This is a genomic window from Rhizobium sp. AP16 (assembly GCF_000281735.1).
Taxonomy (GTDB): Bacteria; Pseudomonadota; Alphaproteobacteria; order Rhizobiales; family Rhizobiaceae; genus Rhizobium; species Rhizobium rhizogenes.
In genome coordinates, this window is record NZ_AJVM01000035.1 from 1 (window position 1) to 17,798 (window position 17,798).

At 58.9% G+C, this 17,798-nt stretch carries 13 protein-coding genes and 1 pseudogene; 10 read left to right on the forward strand and 4 right to left on the reverse strand.

Annotation, left to right across the window (positions count from 1 at the left end):
- A pseudogene (locus PMI03_RS13480) lies at positions 1 to 416 on the forward strand (polysaccharide biosynthesis protein GumK); the annotation flags it as partial.
- Between the two features lie 5 nt (positions 417 to 421).
- Here the strand turns inward: PMI03_RS13480 and PMI03_RS13485 are convergent.
- Positions 422 to 1,930 (reverse strand): lipopolysaccharide biosynthesis protein, encoded by a 1,509-nt coding sequence (locus tag PMI03_RS13485; protein ID WP_007694025.1) that lies wholly within the window; start codon positions 1,928 to 1,930, stop codon positions 422 to 424.
- A gap of 93 nt (positions 1,931 to 2,023) precedes the next feature.
- On the opposite strand from PMI03_RS13485, the gene PMI03_RS13490 reads away from it, so the two are divergent.
- Together PMI03_RS13490 and PMI03_RS13495 are read left to right on the forward strand one after the other, a co-directional pair.
- Complete coding sequence (locus PMI03_RS13490) at positions 2,024 to 2,962, forward strand: ATP-grasp fold amidoligase family protein (RefSeq protein WP_007694027.1); 939 nt, start codon at positions 2,024 to 2,026, stop codon at positions 2,960 to 2,962.
- Between the two features lie 60 nt (positions 2,963 to 3,022).
- On the forward strand, positions 3,023 to 3,511 hold the full coding sequence (locus tag PMI03_RS13495; RefSeq protein WP_007694029.1) for a heme-degrading domain-containing protein: 489 nt from the start codon (positions 3,023 to 3,025) through the stop codon (positions 3,509 to 3,511).
- A gap of 45 nt (positions 3,512 to 3,556) precedes the next feature.
- On the opposite strand, the gene PMI03_RS13500 is transcribed toward PMI03_RS13495, so the two are convergent.
- Positions 3,557 to 4,813, reverse strand: a complete 1,257-nt coding sequence (locus tag PMI03_RS13500) for an AGE family epimerase/isomerase (protein WP_007694030.1) — start codon at positions 4,811 to 4,813, stop codon at positions 3,557 to 3,559.
- Positions 4,814 to 5,081: 268 nt separating this feature from the next.
- Between PMI03_RS13500 and metH the strand changes: the two genes are divergently transcribed.
- A complete protein-coding gene (metH, locus tag PMI03_RS13505; protein ID WP_007694031.1) occupies positions 5,082 to 8,858 on the forward strand; it encodes a methionine synthase in 3,777 nt (1,258 codons plus the stop codon).
- A gap of 113 nt (positions 8,859 to 8,971) precedes the next feature.
- On the opposite strand, the gene PMI03_RS13510 is transcribed toward metH, so the two are convergent.
- Entirely contained in the window at positions 8,972 to 9,736 is a 765-nt protein-coding gene (locus tag PMI03_RS13510) for a GntR family transcriptional regulator (protein WP_007694032.1), read from the reverse strand.
- A complete protein-coding gene (locus tag PMI03_RS13515) occupies positions 9,733 to 10,617 on the reverse strand; it encodes an N-acetylglucosamine kinase (RefSeq protein WP_007694033.1) in 885 nt (294 codons plus the stop codon). The genes PMI03_RS13510 and PMI03_RS13515 overlap by 4 nt, the downstream gene beginning before the upstream one ends.
- A gap of 554 nt (positions 10,618 to 11,171) precedes the next feature.
- Between PMI03_RS13515 and PMI03_RS13520 the strand changes: the two genes are divergently transcribed.
- The 6 genes from PMI03_RS13520 to ubiA all read left to right on the forward strand — a co-directional run bounded on the left by PMI03_RS13520 (position 11,172) and on the right by ubiA (position 17,620).
- Positions 11,172 to 12,431, forward strand: a complete 1,260-nt coding sequence (locus tag PMI03_RS13520) for an ABC transporter substrate-binding protein (protein WP_007694034.1) — start codon at positions 11,172 to 11,174, stop codon at positions 12,429 to 12,431.
- Between the two features lie 216 nt (positions 12,432 to 12,647).
- Complete coding sequence (locus tag PMI03_RS13525; protein ID WP_007694035.1) at positions 12,648 to 13,601, forward strand: carbohydrate ABC transporter permease; 954 nt, start codon at positions 12,648 to 12,650, stop codon at positions 13,599 to 13,601.
- A gap of 12 nt (positions 13,602 to 13,613) precedes the next feature.
- Positions 13,614 to 14,453, forward strand: a complete 840-nt coding sequence (locus PMI03_RS13530) for a carbohydrate ABC transporter permease (RefSeq protein WP_007694044.1) — start codon at positions 13,614 to 13,616, stop codon at positions 14,451 to 14,453.
- Entirely contained in the window at positions 14,450 to 15,514 is a 1,065-nt protein-coding gene (locus PMI03_RS13535) for a Gfo/Idh/MocA family protein (protein ID WP_007694045.1), read from the forward strand. The genes PMI03_RS13530 and PMI03_RS13535 overlap by 4 nt, the downstream gene beginning before the upstream one ends.
- A gap of 12 nt (positions 15,515 to 15,526) precedes the next feature.
- Positions 15,527 to 16,531, forward strand: coding sequence for an ABC transporter ATP-binding protein (locus tag PMI03_RS13540; protein WP_007694046.1), 1,005 nt, complete (start codon positions 15,527 to 15,529; stop codon positions 16,529 to 16,531).
- 174 nt (positions 16,532 to 16,705) lie between these two features.
- Positions 16,706 to 17,620 (forward strand): 4-hydroxybenzoate octaprenyltransferase, encoded by a 915-nt coding sequence (gene ubiA, locus PMI03_RS13545; protein ID WP_039973969.1) that lies wholly within the window; start codon positions 16,706 to 16,708, stop codon positions 17,618 to 17,620.
- Positions 17,621 to 17,798 lie beyond the last annotated feature (178 nt).

Below are 17,798 nucleotides of genomic sequence, written 5' to 3' on the forward strand. Positions count from 1 at the left end.
TGGCTGCCGCGGCGCCTGACATAAATTTCCACATCTTCGGCGCGCATTGGCGGGGTTCTGCGCCGTCAAATGTCACAGTCTATGGTGAGCGGGCGTTCGAAAGCATCGTGCCGTTTTTGCAGCACGCGGATTTTGGCATCGCACCCTATCGTTTGACGAGGGACGAGGTCTATCTGGCGGAGTCGAGCCTGAAGCTCGCGCAATATAGCTATTGTGGCTTGCCTATCCTCTTGCCTGACCTGATCCCCTTTACCCGCGCCAATGCTGTCGCCTATCGATTGGATGGCGAAACCGCTTGGCGCGAGAAGATCGACATGGCGCTGGCGATGCAGCGTTCGTCGGCTTTTAGTGAGGGAATTTTGACCTGGGATGATGTTGCCCGGCAAACGCTCGACGCGGCCTTAGAGACGAAATAAACGCCTTAGCCTGGTGCAAGGAAAGTCAGCAAATTGTTGATCAGCGGACGGGCTGGCCCGGGCAGCTTGCCGCCAATCGTATCCATCAGCAATCGGCTATCGCTCGCCTCCAGTAGACGCAGGATGCGAACGGCAAGCAGGTAAGCGATCCCGCCAACGGGAATGGCAGTTGCGATTGCCGCCAACCCATCGAGATAATAGACGGCGACACCGGCCGACGCGGCGCAAATGGCTGCTGCGAAGATTGTTCTTGCAAGAGCCCCAAATGGGACGGAGGTATGGACGCTCGTCCATGCGGTCCAGGCGAGCAGGGTAAAGGTCAGTGTGGTGATCGTCGCGCGGGCGATGGCCGCGCCTTCGAGGCCAGCCAGCGGCACCATGGCTGCAAGCAGCAGCATTGTCAGCAAACCGCAGATAATCTGTACGCGCAATAGTAGATCGCTGCGTCCGGACGCGCTGATCATGCCCCAGGGAATGACCGAAAGGCCAGCAAGCCAGACGAAAGCAAGCAATGTCGCAGCGGCCGGAATGGCGGGCTCGAAGGCATTGCCGAAGATAAGCGGCATCAGGTCGGGTATGATGATCGCGCCGCCGAAGCTGATGGGCAGCATGACGAGGGCTACCATACGGATAACGCGCCCATAAGTCGCTTGCAGCGCCTGCCGATCCCCCTTCGCATGGGCGTCTGCAAAGCTGACGATCAGCGCCGGGGAGATCTGCAGCATGACCTGCTCGATCAGTCCGGCGAGACCGAGGCCGGCTGCGAAATAGCCGATGCCGGTTGACGAGAAGAAGAAGCCGAGAAACAGGAACTCGATGCGTGACAGCACCAGGATCTCGATGAGATCGCTCAGCCACATATAGCGGCTATAGCGGTGCATTTCTGGCGTCAACGCTCCGCTCGAAGCAGGGACGTTACGGTCGATATAACTGCGCAGGTGCAATGCTTGCGGCAGATAGCGGGCGACATAGCCGATCAGTGCTCCCGTCGGGCCGAGCAGCCAGGCGCCTGCGAAGACGAGTGGAATCTGGAGAGTACCACCGACGACCGTGCTGCGCGCCGTTTGTCCGAACCGATTGCGACCGCGCGCGATGGCGGTTGAAAAGACGTAGAACGCGTAGCTCAGAAATAGCAGCGCCGTCACGACCCAGAACCAGGCATGTCGCGCATCACGATAGGTATAGGTGATCACAGCATAGAAAAGGATGCCGGTGCCCACCATGGCGACGGAGATCATGAAGCTGCGGAATGCCGAGCGTACCAATGCCTTCCAGGCATCCCCTTCGCCCGAGAGAGCGCCGGCATTGCGCAGCAACGTCTGGGGCAGGCCCATATCGGCCAGGGCAGTTGCGGATGTCGCGATCCAGAGTGCGTAGGCAACCTTGCCGGAGCCGGCAGGACCGAGCAGGCGCGCGGCGATGACGCTGCTGACGAAACCCGCTGCAAGCGAAACCACCGTCGCCGCCAAGCTGATCAGCGAACTCTTCAAGAGGTTGGACGTATAGGCACTCATGACGACCAATCATGAGGGCAGTCTCATAACCTTGTGTTAAAGGCCGACTGATACTTCTTACTAGCGTTCAAGTTGAGATTTGAGACCGCTGCCGTGACGGACAAGACTGCCGAACAAGATGCATTCCTCATTCCCGGATATTTGCAGAAGGGATTGGGTGAACGCGTGCGCAACCTGCTCTGGCGGCTGATGTCGCCACTGCCGGACAGGCCCTATTGTGCACTCAAATATTTCGTCATTCGCGGAAAGTTCCCCAATCTAACGTCACCGCAGACCTTCACCGACAAGATCCAGGCCCGCAAGCTCTACGACCGCAATCCGCTGTTTCCGGGTTTTGTCGATAAAGCCGGCGCCAAGACACTGATTGCCGAACGGGTCGGCAGCCAATATGTCATTCCCACGCAATGGGTTGGCACGGATCTTTCCACGATCGATTGGTCTGCCATCACTTTGCCCGCCGTCGTCAAGCCGACGCATGCGAGTGGTGTCGGACGCTTTCTCTATGGGCAGAATGATATTGAGCAGCTGCTGAAGAACGACCCTTCAGCCGAGTGGCTGGCGATCGACCATGCTTCCTACAACAGGGAATGGGCCTATAGCCGGGTTGAACCTCGCATTCTCATTGAGACCATGTTGCTTGCCGACGGGCATGTTCCCTGGGACTACCGGCTTTTCACGTTCAACGGCAAGGTCTCGCATATCGAGATCGACATCCGTGAAAATGGTCGGGGCTATTCCTGCAATTATACGCCAGATTGGCAGAAATTGCCGTTCTACGATCCCGACTATCTCGGTCTCTATCCCGGCGAGGTGGCTCGGCCATCACGGCTTGAAGAGATGATCCATATCGCCGAGACGATTGCCCGCGACATCGATTTTGTCCGCGTCGATCTCTATGCTTCCGCTGATTGGGTCTATGTCGGCGAGCTGACGTTCTATCCCGGTGGTGGTTTCGAGGCTTTTGAGCCTGAAGACTACGATCTCGTACTCGGCCAGAAATGGCAGCTCGGTTTTGAGATACCGAAGAGATAGGTAGACAAATCACTTTGCCCGCGTTTCATAGGCCGACCGAATTTTAGAGGAAGGGTTTCCATGACGATCGAACAGGACCTCAGCCGCATCGCTTTGCAGGAAGAGACGTTGCGTTTCGATGCTTTCGATCTCTCAACCGCCTGGGTGCTTGGCAAATTGCTGCATGACCTTGCCAGCGAGCGCAATCTCGGGGTCGCGATCGACATCACGCTGCATTCCATGCCGGTTTTCTATATTGCGCTGCCCGGTGCGACACCGGACAACTCCAATTGGGTCCGGAGGAAGCGCAATATGGTGCTGCGCTATTTCCGCAGCAGCTACGCCAGCACGCTGCGTCTGGAAAAGCAGGGCAAGACGATCGAGGACAACGGGCTTACCAGCGCCGACTACGCTGCATCCGGCGGCAGTTTTCCGATCTTCGTCAACGGCACGGGCTGCATCGGCGCCGTCACCGTGTCAGGTCTTCCGCAGCGCGAAGACCATAATCTGGTCGTCGAGGCCCTGGCGCTGACGCTTGGCCACGAACTGCACAATCTCAACCTGTCGTAAAAGGCGAGTGCGGCGCCAGGCTTGAAGCAGGCGCCGCCTTCGATCTCAGATTTCTCCACCGGCCTCGGCGATGACTTTCGTCAGGCTGCCGGTTGCCGGGAACAAGGGGATGAGGCATGCCTGCAGGGCATGATAAATGTCGCCTTTGCCGGGGAAGAGCGTGTGGGCGGGAACGAGGTCTTCCGTCAGTTCCTCATGCCAGCCACCATTCTGGTGGTCGATGAAGGAAGTGCCGATGGCGCCCCAGATCTTGCGGTAGCTCGCCTCATGGAAATCGCTCGGTTGATGCTGGTTGAGATAGTGCGCAGCACCGGCGCCTTCGCTGGCCGGCCACCACAGCTTGTTGCGCTTGGCCGGCACGTCGGCCCAATCCAGCGTATAGAAGAAGCCGCCCCTATCATTGTCCCAGCCCAGTGACATGGATTGGGAGAACAGGCCCTTTGCAGCCTCCGGCATCCAGTCGTGACGCTGGCCGCCGAGCGACCAGAGTTGCAGGATAAGACGTGCCCACTCCAGCCAATGTCCCGGCGTCGTGCCGGACGGGCGGAACATCTCGTTGCCGCGATAGTCCTTGTCGAGCACCCAATCGGCATTGAAATGCTCGGCAACGCGCCAGCCGACGGAACCGGCGGAGCGGCGGATGACGAGATCGGCGATGCTTTCAGCCTTGTCGAGATAGGCCCTGTCACCGGTTGCTTCGAAGGCGGCCATCAAGGCTTCGGTCAGGTGCATGTTGGAATTCTGGCCGCGATAGCTGCCGCCATCGATCGGTGACCAATCCTGGTTGAATTCCTCGGCGATGGCGCCGTGCTTCTCTTCCCAGAATTTCGTATTCAGGATCTCGGTGACATCGGCGAGCATGCCGTCGGCAAGCGGATGGCCGATGATCTTGGCGGAGGAGGCGGCGAGCAGCACAAAGGCGTGGCCATAGCCTTGCTTGCTGGAATCGACCGGACCGTCATTGTTGAGCGACCAGACATAGCCGCCATACTTGGCATCGCGATGATGCTTCCAGAGATAGTTGATGCCGTGGTCGACGATATCTTCCGAGCCGGGACGACCGAGCAGCGAACCGATTACGAAGCAATGCACCATGCGCGCGGTCGAGTGAATGCCGCGCACGGGATCGACCGCATCGAGCGGCTTGCCGGCATCATCCATATCGTAGAAGCCACCCTTGGGATTGACGCTGCGATACTGGAAGAAATCGAAAAGTCCGCTTGCCTGGTCAAGCAGCCAGCGCCGGTGGTAGGCACGCGTACTCCAATTCCCCAGAGCCGCCGTTTCACGCTGTATGCTCATGCTATCCTCCTGAGACACTTTTGCCGTAAGCCCTATAGCGCCGCCTGAAAGCGCTGTCATGGCTTTATGGGATGAAACTGTGTCGGCGGCTTTGCATTATCCACCCCTGTCGGAATTTTTAGTCGATCGCATCAACTTTTCCCAAGGGCGGGAAATCATAGCAGTATTGTTCTTGCGCCAAGGCACGATAGCGCATAGATATGTTGACATAAAGATATCTTTATGTGATCTGGATGCGCAGTCGCAATCAGGCCAAGGGAATTCGCTTATGTTTGACAATCTTTTTGGTTCGGAAACGGCGAAACGCGACGGCAGCGAGGTGTTTGCAGCCTTGAGGCAGGCTGCAAGCGAGCGCATTCTTGTGCTTGATGGCGCCATGGGCACGCAGATCCAGGGTCTTGGCTTTGACGAGGATCATTTTCGCGGCGATCGCTTCATTGGCTGTGCCTGTCACCAGCAGGGCAACAACGACCTTCTGATTCTCACGCAGCCTGATGCCATCGAAGAAATCCATTATCGTTATGCCAAGGCCGGCGCGGATATTCTGGAAACCAATACGTTCTCTTCGACCCGCATCGCCCAGGCCGATTATCAGATGGAAGGCGCGGTTTACGATCTGAACAAGGAGGGCGCCGCCGTTGTTCGTCGGGCAGCGCTCCGTGCCGAACGCGAAGACGGCAAGCGCCGTTTCGTCGCTGGCGCCATTGGGCCGACCAATCGTACCGCGTCGATTTCCCCTGACGTCAACAATCCCGGCTATCGTGCCGTCAGCTTCGATGATCTGCGCTTGGCCTATGGCGAGCAGATCGATGGCCTGATCGACGGCGGTGCCGATATCATCCTGATCGAGACCATCTTCGATACGCTAAACGCAAAGGCGGCGATCTTCGCTTGCGAAGAGCGGTTCGAGGCCAAGGGCGTTCGTCTACCGGTGATGATTTCCGGCACGATCACCGATCTCTCTGGCCGCACGCTCTCAGGTCAGACGCCGTCGGCCTTCTGGAACTCGGTGCGTCACGCCAGCCCCTTCACGATCGGCCTCAACTGCGCGCTCGGCGCCAACGCCATGCGCCCGCATCTGCAGGAGCTTTCTGGTGCTGCCGATACCTTTATCTGTGCCTATCCCAACGCCGGCCTGCCGAACGAATTCGGCCAGTATGATGAATCGCCGGAGATGATGGCAGAGCAGGTCGAAGGCTTTGCCCGTGACGGCCTCGTCAACATTGTCGGCGGCTGCTGTGGCTCGACACCGGAGCATATTGCCGCGATCGCTGAAGCGGTTTCCAAATATCCGCCGCGCCAGCTCCCGGCGCATCGTCCGTTCATGTCGCTCTCCGGCCTTGAGCCCTTCGAGCTGACCAAGGACATTCCCTTCGTCAATGTCGGTGAGCGTACCAATGTCACGGGCTCGGCAAAATTCCGCAAGCTGATCACCAATGCCGACTACACGGCAGCGCTGGCCGTTGCCCGCGACCAGGTCGAGAACGGCGCGCAGGTGATTGACATCAACATGGACGAGGGCCTGATCGATTCCGAAAAGGCGATGGTCGAGTTCCTCAACCTGATTGCTGCCGAGCCCGATATCGCTCGCGTGCCTGTCATGATCGACAGCTCGAAATTCTCGATCATCGAGGCCGGCCTGAAATGCGTGCAGGGCAAGCCGATCGTCAACTCCATCTCTCTCAAAGAAGGTGAGGAGAATTTCCTCAAGCAGGCGCGGCTGCTGCGCAATTATGGTGCAGCCGTCGTGGTCATGGCCTTCGATGAGCAGGGGCAGGCCGATAGCTACCAGCGTAAGGTCGAGATCTGCGCGCGCGCCTACAAGATCCTGACCGAAGAGGCCGGGCTGCCGCCGGAAGACATCATCTTCGATCCGAATATCTTTGCGGTCGCGACCGGCATCGAAGAGCACAACAACTATGGCGTCGACTTCATCGAGGCGACGCGGACAATCCGCAAGACCATGCCGCTGGTTCATATCTCCGGTGGCGTGTCGAACCTGTCCTTCTCCTTCCGCGGCAACGAGCCGGTCCGCGAGGCGATGCATGCCGTGTTCCTCTACCATGCCATTCAGGCGGGTATGGACATGGGCATCGTCAATGCCGGCCAGCTTGCGGTCTACGACAACATCGATCCCGAATTGCGCGAAGCCTGTGAAGATGTGGTTCTGAACCGCCGATCCGATGGTACCGAGCGGCTGCTGGACGTTGCCGAACGCTTCCGCGGAGCCGGCACCCGAGAAGCCAAGGTACAGGATCTCGCCTGGCGTGAATGGCCGGTCGAGAAGCGGCTGGAACATGCGCTGGTCAACGGCATCACCGAATACATCGAAGCCGACACCGAGGAGGCCCGTCAGACCGTAGCGCGGCCCTTGCATGTCATCGAAGGGCCGCTGATGGCCGGCATGAACGTCGTCGGCGATCTCTTCGGTTCGGGCAAGATGTTCCTGCCGCAGGTGGTGAAGTCGGCTCGTGTCATGAAGCAGGCCGTTGCCGTATTGCTGCCCTTCATGGAGGCGGAGAAGCTCGCCAATGGCGGTAGCGGTGAACGTCAGGCTGCCGGCAAGGTGCTGATGGCGACCGTCAAGGGCGACGTGCATGATATCGGCAAGAATATCGTCGGCGTCGTGCTCGCTTGCAACAATTACGAGATTATCGATCTCGGTGTCATGGTGCCCGCGACGAAGATCTTGGAAACCGCGATTGCCGAGAAGGTCGATATCATCGGCCTCTCCGGCCTGATTACTCCCTCGCTGGATGAAATGGTGCATGTCGCCTCGGAAATGGAGCGGCAGGGTTTTGATATTCCATTGCTTATCGGCGGCGCCACCACCAGCCGCGTGCATACGGCTGTGAAGATCAATCCGCGCTATGAGAAGGGCCAGACGGTCTATGTCACCGACGCCAGCCGTGCTGTCGGCGTCGTCTCGGCGCTGCTGTCGCCCGAGGCGAAGCAGGGCTATGTCGACACCATCAAGGCGGAATATGCCAAGGTGGCCGCGGCGCATGCCCGCAGCGAGGCTGAGAAGGTGCGCTTGCCAATCGCAAAGGCCCGTTCGAATGCCGAGAAGTTGGATTGGGCGAACTATAAGACCGTGAAGCCGCAGTTCTTCGGGACGAAGGTGTTCGAGAACTACGATCTGGCCGAGCTCGCGAAATACATCGACTGGACGCCGTTCTTCCAGACCTGGGAGCTCAAGGGCCGCTTCCCGGCGATTCTTGAAGACGAAAAGCAGGGCGAGGCGGCACGGCAGCTTTATGCCGATGCACAGGCGATGCTTGAGAAGATCATCGCGGAAAACTGGTTCCGTCCGCGTGCCGTCATCGGCTTCTGGCCGGCGGGCGCTGTCGGCGACGATATCAAGCTGTTCACGGATGAGACGCGGACGAACGAACTTGCAACCTTCTACACGCTGCGTCAGCAGCTGTCGAAGCGTGACGGACGTCCGAACGTGGCTCTGTCGGATTTCGTGGCGCCGGTTGCCAGTGGCGTCGAGGAGTATGTCGGCGGTTTCGTCGTCACGGCCGGCATCGAGGAAATAGCCATTGCCGAGCGTTTCGAGCGCGCCAATGACGACTACTCCTCTATCCTTGTCAAGGCATTGGCCGACCGCTTCGCTGAAGCTTTTGCCGAGCGGATGCATGAGCGGGTGCGGCGCGAGTTCTGGGGCTATGCGACAGACGAGAACCTGAGCAGTGACGAACTGCTGTCGGAAACCTATGCCGGCATCCGCCCGGCGCCCGGCTACCCGGCCCAGCCCGATCACACCGAGAAGGAGACCTTGTTCCGCCTGCTCGATGCGGAAGCCGCGACTGGCGTCAAACTTACCGAAAGCTACGCCATGTGGCCCGGTTCTTCCGTCTCCGGCATCTATATCGGCCACCCCGCCTCCTATTATTTCGGTGTCGCCAAGGTCGAGCGCGATCAGGTCGAAGACTATGCGGCCCGCAAGGGAATGCCGGTCGTGGAGGTGGAGCGCTGGCTCGGGCCGGTGCTCAACTATGTGCCGGAAAAGCGCGATGCCGTCGTGGACGACGCAGCATAATTGCGAGTCGTTTCGGCGGCTTAGGTCTCTGTGTTGATAAATTGATTCAGACTATTGGCGCGGCCGGAGGGTGATTCATCTTTCGGCCGCATCTTTTTGATTCCATTTGTGATTTATGTTGTCGCGATCGTTAGCTCCGCGACGAAATCATAGGCGTCGCCTCGATACAGCGAGCGTGTGAACTCCACCGCCCGGCCGGAGCCGAGATAAGAGATACGCTCGATAGAAAGGCCAGCCGCGCCGACGGGGACGCCGAGCAGTCCGGCGTCGGCTTCCTTCATGTTGGTCGCGGAGATGCGTTGCACGGCGCGCACCGGGCGGACCTGGCGTTTTTCCAGTTCGGCATAGAGCGAGGATGTGACGATCGAAGGGTCGGGCAGGAACTCGCCGGAGACGCTGGCATGTTCGATGGCGAGCGGCTGATCGTCGGCGATGCGCAATCGGCTGAGGCGGGAGACCTTGGTATCGGCGGCAAGGCCGAGGATCATCATTTCGTCGGGCGAGGGTGTGTGCACGCCCTTATGCAGCCATTGCGAACGCGCCGTCATGCCGCGCCGCGCCATGTCTTCGGTAAAGGATGTCAGCTGCGACAGGCGCTGTTCGACCTTGGAAACGGGTTTGGTGACGAAGGTACCGGAGCCGTGTCGGCGGACGAGGATACCCTCGGCAACGAGATCGTCGATCGCCTTGCGCACCGTTACGCGGCTGACGGCGGCATATTCGGCAATGTCGCGTTCCGCCGGCAGGGCGTCACCCTGTTTCAGCGTTCCGACCTTGACGGCGTCCTCAAGCGTTCGGCGCAGCTTGACGTAGAGCGGGCCTGTGCCACCGGCGAGTAGGCGTCCTGACGAGAAGATACGGCTCAGATCCTCGGTCATGGCGTATTCCCCTTGTCATCCCGCAGGAGCTTGGCCGCCAGTTCTATCGCGCCGCTCAATGCATCACCTTTCGGCTCCCTGAGAAGCGCCTTATAGCGGCTATCAAGCCAGGGGTAATATGCCTTGGAAAGGCCACCGAGGAGGCAGATCGACGGGCAGTCCGGCCAGAGCAGAGCATCGAGGCTTTGGGTGATCGCGTTCACCGCCGTCTTGACGATATCGACAGCGACGGCATCGCTCTTTTCGGCATACTCGAAGACCATAGGCGCGTAGCGCGCGAAATCCTTCGGCTTGGCGGCGTGCGCGAATTCGACGACACGTTCGGGATCGCCTTCAAATTCTGCCATGAGTATTTCCGTGAGCGGTGAGGGGCGTGAGACCGAGTCATGCGCCAGAATCGATCGCTCTAGCAAGTCGCGACCGAGGCGCGCGCCGCTGGCTTGATCGCCGACGACAAACCCCCAGCCGCCAATCCCCCAGCTCTTGCCATCGCGGCGGGCATTGTAGACGGAGCCGGTGCCAAAGGCGCCGATGATGCCGTCGGCATCGCCGAGCGCGCCCTGAAGCGCAATCGCCGCATCGGTGACGACATGCACAGTCGCAAATGACAGGGCCTTTTCAAGGCGTTTGCCGTAGTCCCCGACATTTGCGCCGGCGGTGCCGATGACGGCGGGCAATTTATCCGTCAATCCCGGATCGAGGCCGGCGTCAACAAGCGCCTGTCGGGCGGATGCAACGACGTTGATCCGAGAGTTTTCCAGATCGGAAAGAATATTGGAGGCACCTGCCTTGCCGGTGCCGAGAATTTTGCCCGTCCTGTCCGTTACGGCAGCGCGACAGCTTGTTCCGCCGCCGTCGATACCGATTGAAAACTCCGCCATTACACCCTCCGGATACTGTCCGTTCCCCGTTTTTTAATACAATACCAAAAAAATACCATTTACCAAGAGACAATGCGCTGCTTTTTATTTTTCTGTATCATATTGAAAAATATTGGTAAAATTTTTTTGTCTGTTTTTGTTGTATCAAAAAGTTAAATTCGGCTGGACAATTGGTATTTTTTTGGACTTAATTCCTACCAAGGGAACAGTATCGAACTGATATCGGCGGAACCGGCAAAATAACAATAGCCGGAAGGCCCAGCAGCAAGGTGGCGAACCTCTGCCGTTGTCAGGAGCCGCGTGGATCAAGAGGGGCCGCGCGACGGTGTTCGTCATGATTTTCCCGTGTGTTGAGTTTCCGGTGTCTCTGTCCGGTCGTCCGGCAGGTCACGATTGATCGGGCCGGTCGGGCGCACAGCTTCGAGCGCCCTTATGCATTTGGGGTTGGCAATGTTGGCAGCCCTTGTGGAGTGTTGGCCGTTTCCTCGGATATGCCAACGGATTTTTCAGACTAAGAACAGCGCCTCACCAGGCGCTCAAAACAGGAGAGGGAAATGAAAAACAATGTTCTGAAAGGCTTGCTCCTCGCATCCAGCCTGCTGACGTCAGTCAGCTTCGCGCATGCGGCGGACGTGACGCTGACGGTTGAAAGCTGGCGCAACGACGACCTGCAGATTTGGCAGGAAAAGATCATCCCCGCTTTCGAAGCCAAGAACCCCGGCATCAAGATCGTCTTCTCGCCCACGGCTCCGACCGAATACAACGCATCGCTGAACGCGAAGCTCGATGCAGGCTCTGCGGGCGACATCATCACCTGCCGCCCCTTCGACGCTTCGCTCGATCTCTTCAACAAGAAGCATCTGTCGGACCTGACGTCGCTGCCGGGCATCGAAAACTTCTCGCCGGTCGCCAAGGCCGCCTGGAGCACGGATGACGGCAAATCGACCTTCTGTGTGCCGATGGCTTCGGTCATCCACGGCTTCATCTACAACAAGGATGCCTTCGACAAGCTCGGCCTCAAGGTTCCGACGACGCGCGACGAGTTTTTCGCCGTTCTCGACAAGATCAAGGCTGACGGCACCTACATCCCGATGGCCATGGGCACGAAGGATCTCTGGGAAGCCGCAACCATGGGCTACCAGAATATCGGCCCGAACTACTGGAAGGGCGAAGATGGCCGTCTGGCTCTGATTTCCGGCAAGGAAAAGCTGACGGACGCTCCGTGGGTCGAACCCTACAAGGAACTTGCCAAGTGGAAGCCTTATCTCGGCGACGGCTTCGAAGCCCAGAGCTATCCCGATAGCCAGAACCTCTTCACGCTCGGCAAGGCCGCCATCTATCCGGCTGGTTCGTGGGAGATTTCGCTTTTCAACACGCAGGCTCAGTTCAAGATGGGCGCCTTCCCGCCGCCGGTCGAAAAGGCTGGCGACACCGCCTACATTTCCGACCATCCGGACATCGGCGTCGGCCTGAACGCCAAGAGCGCGCATCAGGAAGAAGCCAAGAAATTCCTGAGCTGGGTCGCTTCCGACGAATTCGCCAGCATCTACGCCAACTCGTTGCCGGGCTTCTTCAGCCTGAATTCGCATCCGGTGAAGATGAGCGATCCGCTCGCCCAGGAGTTCGTCTCCTGGCGTGACAACCACAAGTCCACCGTTCGCTCGACCTACCAGATCCTGTCGCGCGGTACGCCGAACTTGGAAAACGAAACCTGGACGGAATCCGCCAACGTCATCAACGGTACGGATACGCCGGACGCAGCCGCCGCAAAGCTGCAGAAGGGCCTCGACAGCTGGTACAAGCCGGCTAAGTGATCCTGCTTTGATGCAATCCGGGTGAGGGGCCTCATAGCTCCTCACCTTTCGTCATGTCCTGTTCCGGCAGGCAGTCGAACCGACGACTATCGCAACATCAGTATCGTGCCGAGCCCAACATCGCTTCTCCATGCTTGGCTGGAGAAACCGGGTTAGCGGACGAATTTGAACATGTGCGCTGCCTCGATCAGCAGCCAATAAACCAGGCAGAGAGCCATGAGCGAAGCCGATATTTCCGCCGCATTCGATGTGGCTCCGATCAAGCGCCAGAGGCGCTGGCATATCCTTGTTTTTCTTTTTCCGGCCTTGATCGTCTATACGGCCGTAATGATCCTGCCGCTGATCGAAACGCTGCGGCTGTCGCTCTACAACGTCGTCGATGGCCAGACGACCTTCGTGGGACTCAACAATTTCAAAGTGTTGTTCGGGGACGAGCGCTGGTCGCACGACTTCTGGAATGCGCTGCGCAACAACCTGATCTTCTTCGCCATCCATATGTGCGTGCAGAACCCGATCGGCGTCGCGCTTGCGGCTCTTCTGTCGCTGCCGAAGCTGCGCTTCGTTGCCTTTTATCGCACCGCGATCTTCCTGCCGACGCTGCTTTCCTTCGTCGTCGTCGGCTTCATCTGGAAACTGATCCTGTCGCCGCTATGGGGCGTGGCGCCCGATTTGATGGGCATGGTCGGTCTCAAGTCATTCTTTGCTCCCTGGCTCGGTAGGCCGGGGACAGCCTTGATCACGGTCGCGCTGATCTCGGTTTGGCAATATGTCGGCATCCCAATGATGCTGATCTATGCCGCGCTGCTGAACATTCCGGAAGAGGTCATCGAGGCGGCCGAGTGCGATGGCATTACTGGCTGGAGCCAGTTCTGGAAGATCAAGCTGCCGCTGGTGTTGCCGGCGATCGGTATCATCTCGATCTTGACCTTCGTCGGCAATTTCAACGCTTTCGACCTAGTCTATACCGTGCAAGGCGCTCTAGCCGGGCCTGACGGTTCGACCGATATTCTCGGCACGCTGCTCTACCGCGTCTTCTTCGGCTTCCAGCTGCAGCTCGGTGACCGCTCGATGGGCGCGACGATCGCGACGGTGATGTTCCTGATCATCCTCACCGGCGTTTCCTTTTATCTTTTCATCGTCCAGCGACGCATCCGTCGCTACCAGTTCTGAGGAGCGGCGACCATGTCCAAGGCACGCACGTCCCTTGCCCGCACCGGCCTCGTGCATCTGGCGCTCATCGCCTATACGCTCGTTGCCATTTTCCCGGTGTTTCTGACCATCATCAATTCGTTCAAGGATCGCGCTTCGATCTTCCGCGCGCCCTTGAGCATCCCGACGCCATCCAGCTTCAGCCTGATCGGCTATCAGACCGTGCTCGGGCAGGGGAGCTTCCTCACCTATTTCCAGAACAGCTTCATCGTGACGATCGTTTCGATCATCTTCACGCTGCTGTTTGGCGCCATGGCTGCCTTCGCGCTGTCGGAATATCGTTTCCGCGGCAATACGGTGATGGGACTTTATCTAGCCATCGGCATCATGATCCCGATCCGCCTTGGTACGGTTGCCATCCTGCAGGGCATGGTCGCAACCGGTCTGGTCAATACGCTGACCGCGCTGATCCTCGTCTACACGGCGCAGGCGCTGCCGCTTGCCGTCTTCATCCTGTCGGAATTCATGCGAACCGTGTCCGATGACCTGAAAAATGCGGGCCGTATCGATGGCCTCAGCGAATATGCGATCTTCTTCCGCCTCGTGCTGCCGCTGGTCCGTCCGGCCATGGCGACCGTTGCCGTCTTTACGATGATCCCGATCTGGAATGACCTGTGGTTCCCGCTGATCCTGGCGCCGAGCGAGGCGACCAAGACGGTGACGTTGGGCTCGCAGATCTTCATCGGCCAGTTCGTTACCAATTGGAACGCCGTGCTGGCGGCGCTGACGCTCGCCATCCTGCCGATCCTCGTACTTTACGTGATCTTCTCTCGCCAGCTCATTCGCGGCATTACCTCTGGAGCAGTCAAGTGAGTGCATCCGAAAAACCGATCCGCGTCTTGGTCGCCGGCCTTGGCAATATGGGCCGCAGCCATGCGCTCGCCTACCACAACAATCCCGGCTTCGAGATCGTTGGCCTCGTCAACCGCTCCAGGCCGAAGCTTGCGGAGGAGCTGCAGGGCTACACGATCCATCCGGATTTCGAGACGGCGCTGAAGGAGCTGAAGCCCGATCTCTGCTCGATCAACACCTATTCCGACAGCCATGCTGACTATGCCGTCATGGCCTTCGAGGCAGGCTGCGATGTCTTCGTCGAAAAACCGCTGGCGACGACAGTTGAAGATGCGGAGCGCGTGGTTGCCGCCGCCAAGAGGGCCGGCCGCAAGCTGGTGATCGGCTACATCCTGCGTCATCACCCCTCATGGACACGGTTGATTGCTGAAGCCCGCAAGCTTGGCGGCCCCTATGTCTTCCGTATGAACCTGAACCAGCAATCGAGCGGACCGACCTGGGAGACGCATAAAGCGCTGATGCGGACGACGTCGCCGATCGTCGATTGCGGTGTGCACTATGTCGATGTCATGTGTCAGATTACCGACGCCAAGCCGGTCGAGGTGCGCGGCATGGGCCTGCGCCTGTCAAACGAGATCGCGCCGGACATGTACAATTACGGGCATCTGCAGGTGATCTACGAGGATGGCTCGGTCGGCTGGTACGAGGCCGGCTGGGGCCCGATGATGTCCGAGACTGCCTTCTTCGTGAAGGATGTGATGTCGCCGAATGGTGCGGTGTCCATCGTCATGGACCCGAACGCCAAGTCAGATGATATCGACGCGCACACCAAGACCTCCGTCATCCGGCTGCATAGCGCCGAGACCGGGCCGAGCGGCCAATTCATCCGGCCGGATCGGGACCTTCACATGGACGGCGAGCCAGGTCATCAGGAGCTGTGCGATCTTGAGCAGGCCTTCATGCTCAAGGCCATCCGCGAGGATATCGACCTTGGCCGCCACATGACCGACGCCGTTCAATCGCTGCGCATCTGCCTTGCCGCCGACGAGAGCGTACGCACCGGCAAGCCCGTTTATTTGTAAGGATAAAAGACTGTGGGATCGCTTCAACTGAAATCCATCCGTAAGGCCTATGGCACGCATGATGTGCTCAAAGGCATCGACCTCGAGGTGAAGGACGGCGAGTTCGTCATCTTCGTCGGTCCCTCCGGTTGCGGCAAGTCGACCCTGCTGCGCAGTATTGCCGGCCTTGAGGACGTGACCTCGGGCACCGTGCTGATCAACGGCAAGGACGTGACCGTGACGCCGCCGGCCAAGCGCGGCATTTCCATGGTGTTCCAGTCCTACGCGCTCTATCCGCATCTGACGGTGAAGGACAATATGGGCCTCGGGCTGAAACAAGCGGGCACGGCGAAGGAAGAAATCGAGAGCCGTGTTGCCAAGGCGTCGGGCATGCTCTCCCTCGAGCCTTATCTTGCCCGTCGTCCGGCCGAACTTTCCGGTGGTCAGCGTCAGCGCGTTGCCATCGGCCGCGCCATTGTGCGCGAGCCGGAACTGTTCCTGTTCGACGAGCCACTGTCGAACCTCGACGCGGCGCTCCGCGTTCAGACCCGCCTCGAAATCGCCCGCCTGCATCGCAGCCTGAAGGCGACGATGATCTATGTCACCCACGATCAGGTCGAGGCGATGACGCTGGCCGATAAGATCGTCGTGATGAATGCCGGGGCTATCGAGCAGATCGGCTCGCCGATGGAACTCTACAATCGCCCGGCTAATGTCTTTGTCGGTGGCTTCATCGGCTCGCCGCAGATGAATCTCATCCCGGCGGAAAAGCTCGAACAGGGGGGCGCCAAGACCATCGGCATCCGTCCCGAGCATATCACGCTATCGCGTGAGCAGGGCACCTGGGCCGCCAAGGTCGTCCATGTCGAACATCTCGGCGCCGACACCATCATCTATCTCGAATCCGACCACACCGGCCTTTTGACCGTGCGCCTGTTCGGTGAGCACCAATATGAGCCGGACGAGACGGTCTATGCGACGCCGGACACGGGACATATGCATCGCTTCGACGAGAATGGTCAGGCCATCCGGGCTTAGCCTTTAGATCCAGCAAATAAGAGAGGGCTCCGTCTCCTCGGAGCCCTTAAGCGATATGTAGAATCAGCTTAGATAGTGGTGTTGAAGCCGCCCGCGTTTCTTCGATATTGCGAAATGCAGTTGCAAAACTCCTGCTTTCATTGGGAGTTTGGCGACGCGAACCTGGATCATTCCATGACGCCTTTAAGCCGCCCGGATTTAAGTGACATTCATCGAGGCGACTGGGTGGAGCGTCGGTTGCCCATCACATGGCGGCCATTCGCAAGGTTGGCACGGCTGGACCGCCCGGTGGGAATATGGCTGACACTTTTTCCCTGTTGGGCTGCGCTAGTTCAGGCGTCGCATGGATTTTCCGATCTCCGGCAACTGGCGATCTTCTCTCTCGGTGCTTTGCTGATGAGAAGCGCCGGTTCCACTGTCAATGATATTGCCGACCGAAAGTTTGATGGTCACGTTGAGCGGACCCGCTTCAGGCCCTTGGCAAGTGGACAGACCGGCGTGCCGCAAGCCCTGGCCTTTCTGGCCATCCAGCTTGCGTTGGCGGCCTCTCTCCTGTCTTTCCTGACGCCCTACACGCGCCTTGTCACCATATGCGTTCTGCCACTCGTGTTCGTCTATCCGCTCTGCAAGCGCTTCACCCATTGGCCTCAGGCCGTTCTCGGCGCGGCGTTCAATTGGGGGATGCTCATGGCATGGGCCGAGGTTACGGGACATATTCCGCTGGGAGCGGTCCTCATGTGGGCGGGAGCCATCGCATGGCAGATTGGTTACGACACCGTCTATGCTTACGTCGATGTGAAAGACGATTCCCGACTTGGCCTCAAATCGACGGCGATCCTGTTTGGGCGAAATGGCAAGATCTGGATCGGCGTGTTTTACGCCTTGACGGTCGGTGCGTGGTCGCTCGGGGGCTGGCTGTTGGGCATGTCGTTGCCCTACGCCATCGGAATGCTGGTCATTGCGGCGCACCTTGCCTGGCAAACCTGGCGGATCGATCTTTCCCGCCCCGAGGTGAATTTCCGTCTGTTCCTGGCAAATATTTTGACGGGTGGGTTGTTGGCCAGCGCGGCGTTCATCGGAACTTGGTGAGCAGATCGACCGATTGTTCCGACAATGAGCATCTCACATTTTAGCCAATGGCTCCGTTTCGGCGGAGCCTTTTTTTATTTGCCTGGTGGCGGCTTGGAATAGTCCAGTCGTCCGGACGAATTCATATCCTTGTCACAGAGGCGCGTTATCTCTCGCTCAGTCCACTCCAACAGCGAGC

Coding starts and splice junctions, on each gene's coding strand:
- PMI03_RS13520 (WP_007694034.1), top strand. CDS start 11,172: ATGAAAAACAATGTTCTGAAAGGCTTGCTCCTCGCATCCAGCCTGCTG.
- PMI03_RS13495 (WP_007694029.1), top strand. CDS start 3,023: ATGACGATCGAACAGGACCTCAGCCGCATCGCTTTGCAGGAAGAGACG.
- PMI03_RS13525 (WP_007694035.1), top strand. CDS start 12,648: ATGAGCGAAGCCGATATTTCCGCCGCATTCGATGTGGCTCCGATCAAG.
- PMI03_RS13485 (WP_007694025.1), bottom strand. CDS start 1,930: ATGAGTGCCTATACGTCCAACCTCTTGAAGAGTTCGCTGATCAGCTTG.
- PMI03_RS13510 (WP_007694032.1), bottom strand. CDS start 9,736: ATGACCGAGGATCTGAGCCGTATCTTCTCGTCAGGACGCCTACTCGCC.
- PMI03_RS13530 (WP_007694044.1), top strand. CDS start 13,614: ATGTCCAAGGCACGCACGTCCCTTGCCCGCACCGGCCTCGTGCATCTG.
- PMI03_RS13500 (WP_007694030.1), bottom strand. CDS start 4,813: ATGAGCATACAGCGTGAAACGGCGGCTCTGGGGAATTGGAGTACGCGT.
- metH (WP_007694031.1), top strand. CDS start 5,082: ATGTTTGACAATCTTTTTGGTTCGGAAACGGCGAAACGCGACGGCAGC.
- ubiA (WP_039973969.1), top strand. CDS start 16,706: ATGACGCCTTTAAGCCGCCCGGATTTAAGTGACATTCATCGAGGCGAC.
- PMI03_RS13515 (WP_007694033.1), bottom strand. CDS start 10,617: ATGGCGGAGTTTTCAATCGGTATCGACGGCGGCGGAACAAGCTGTCGC.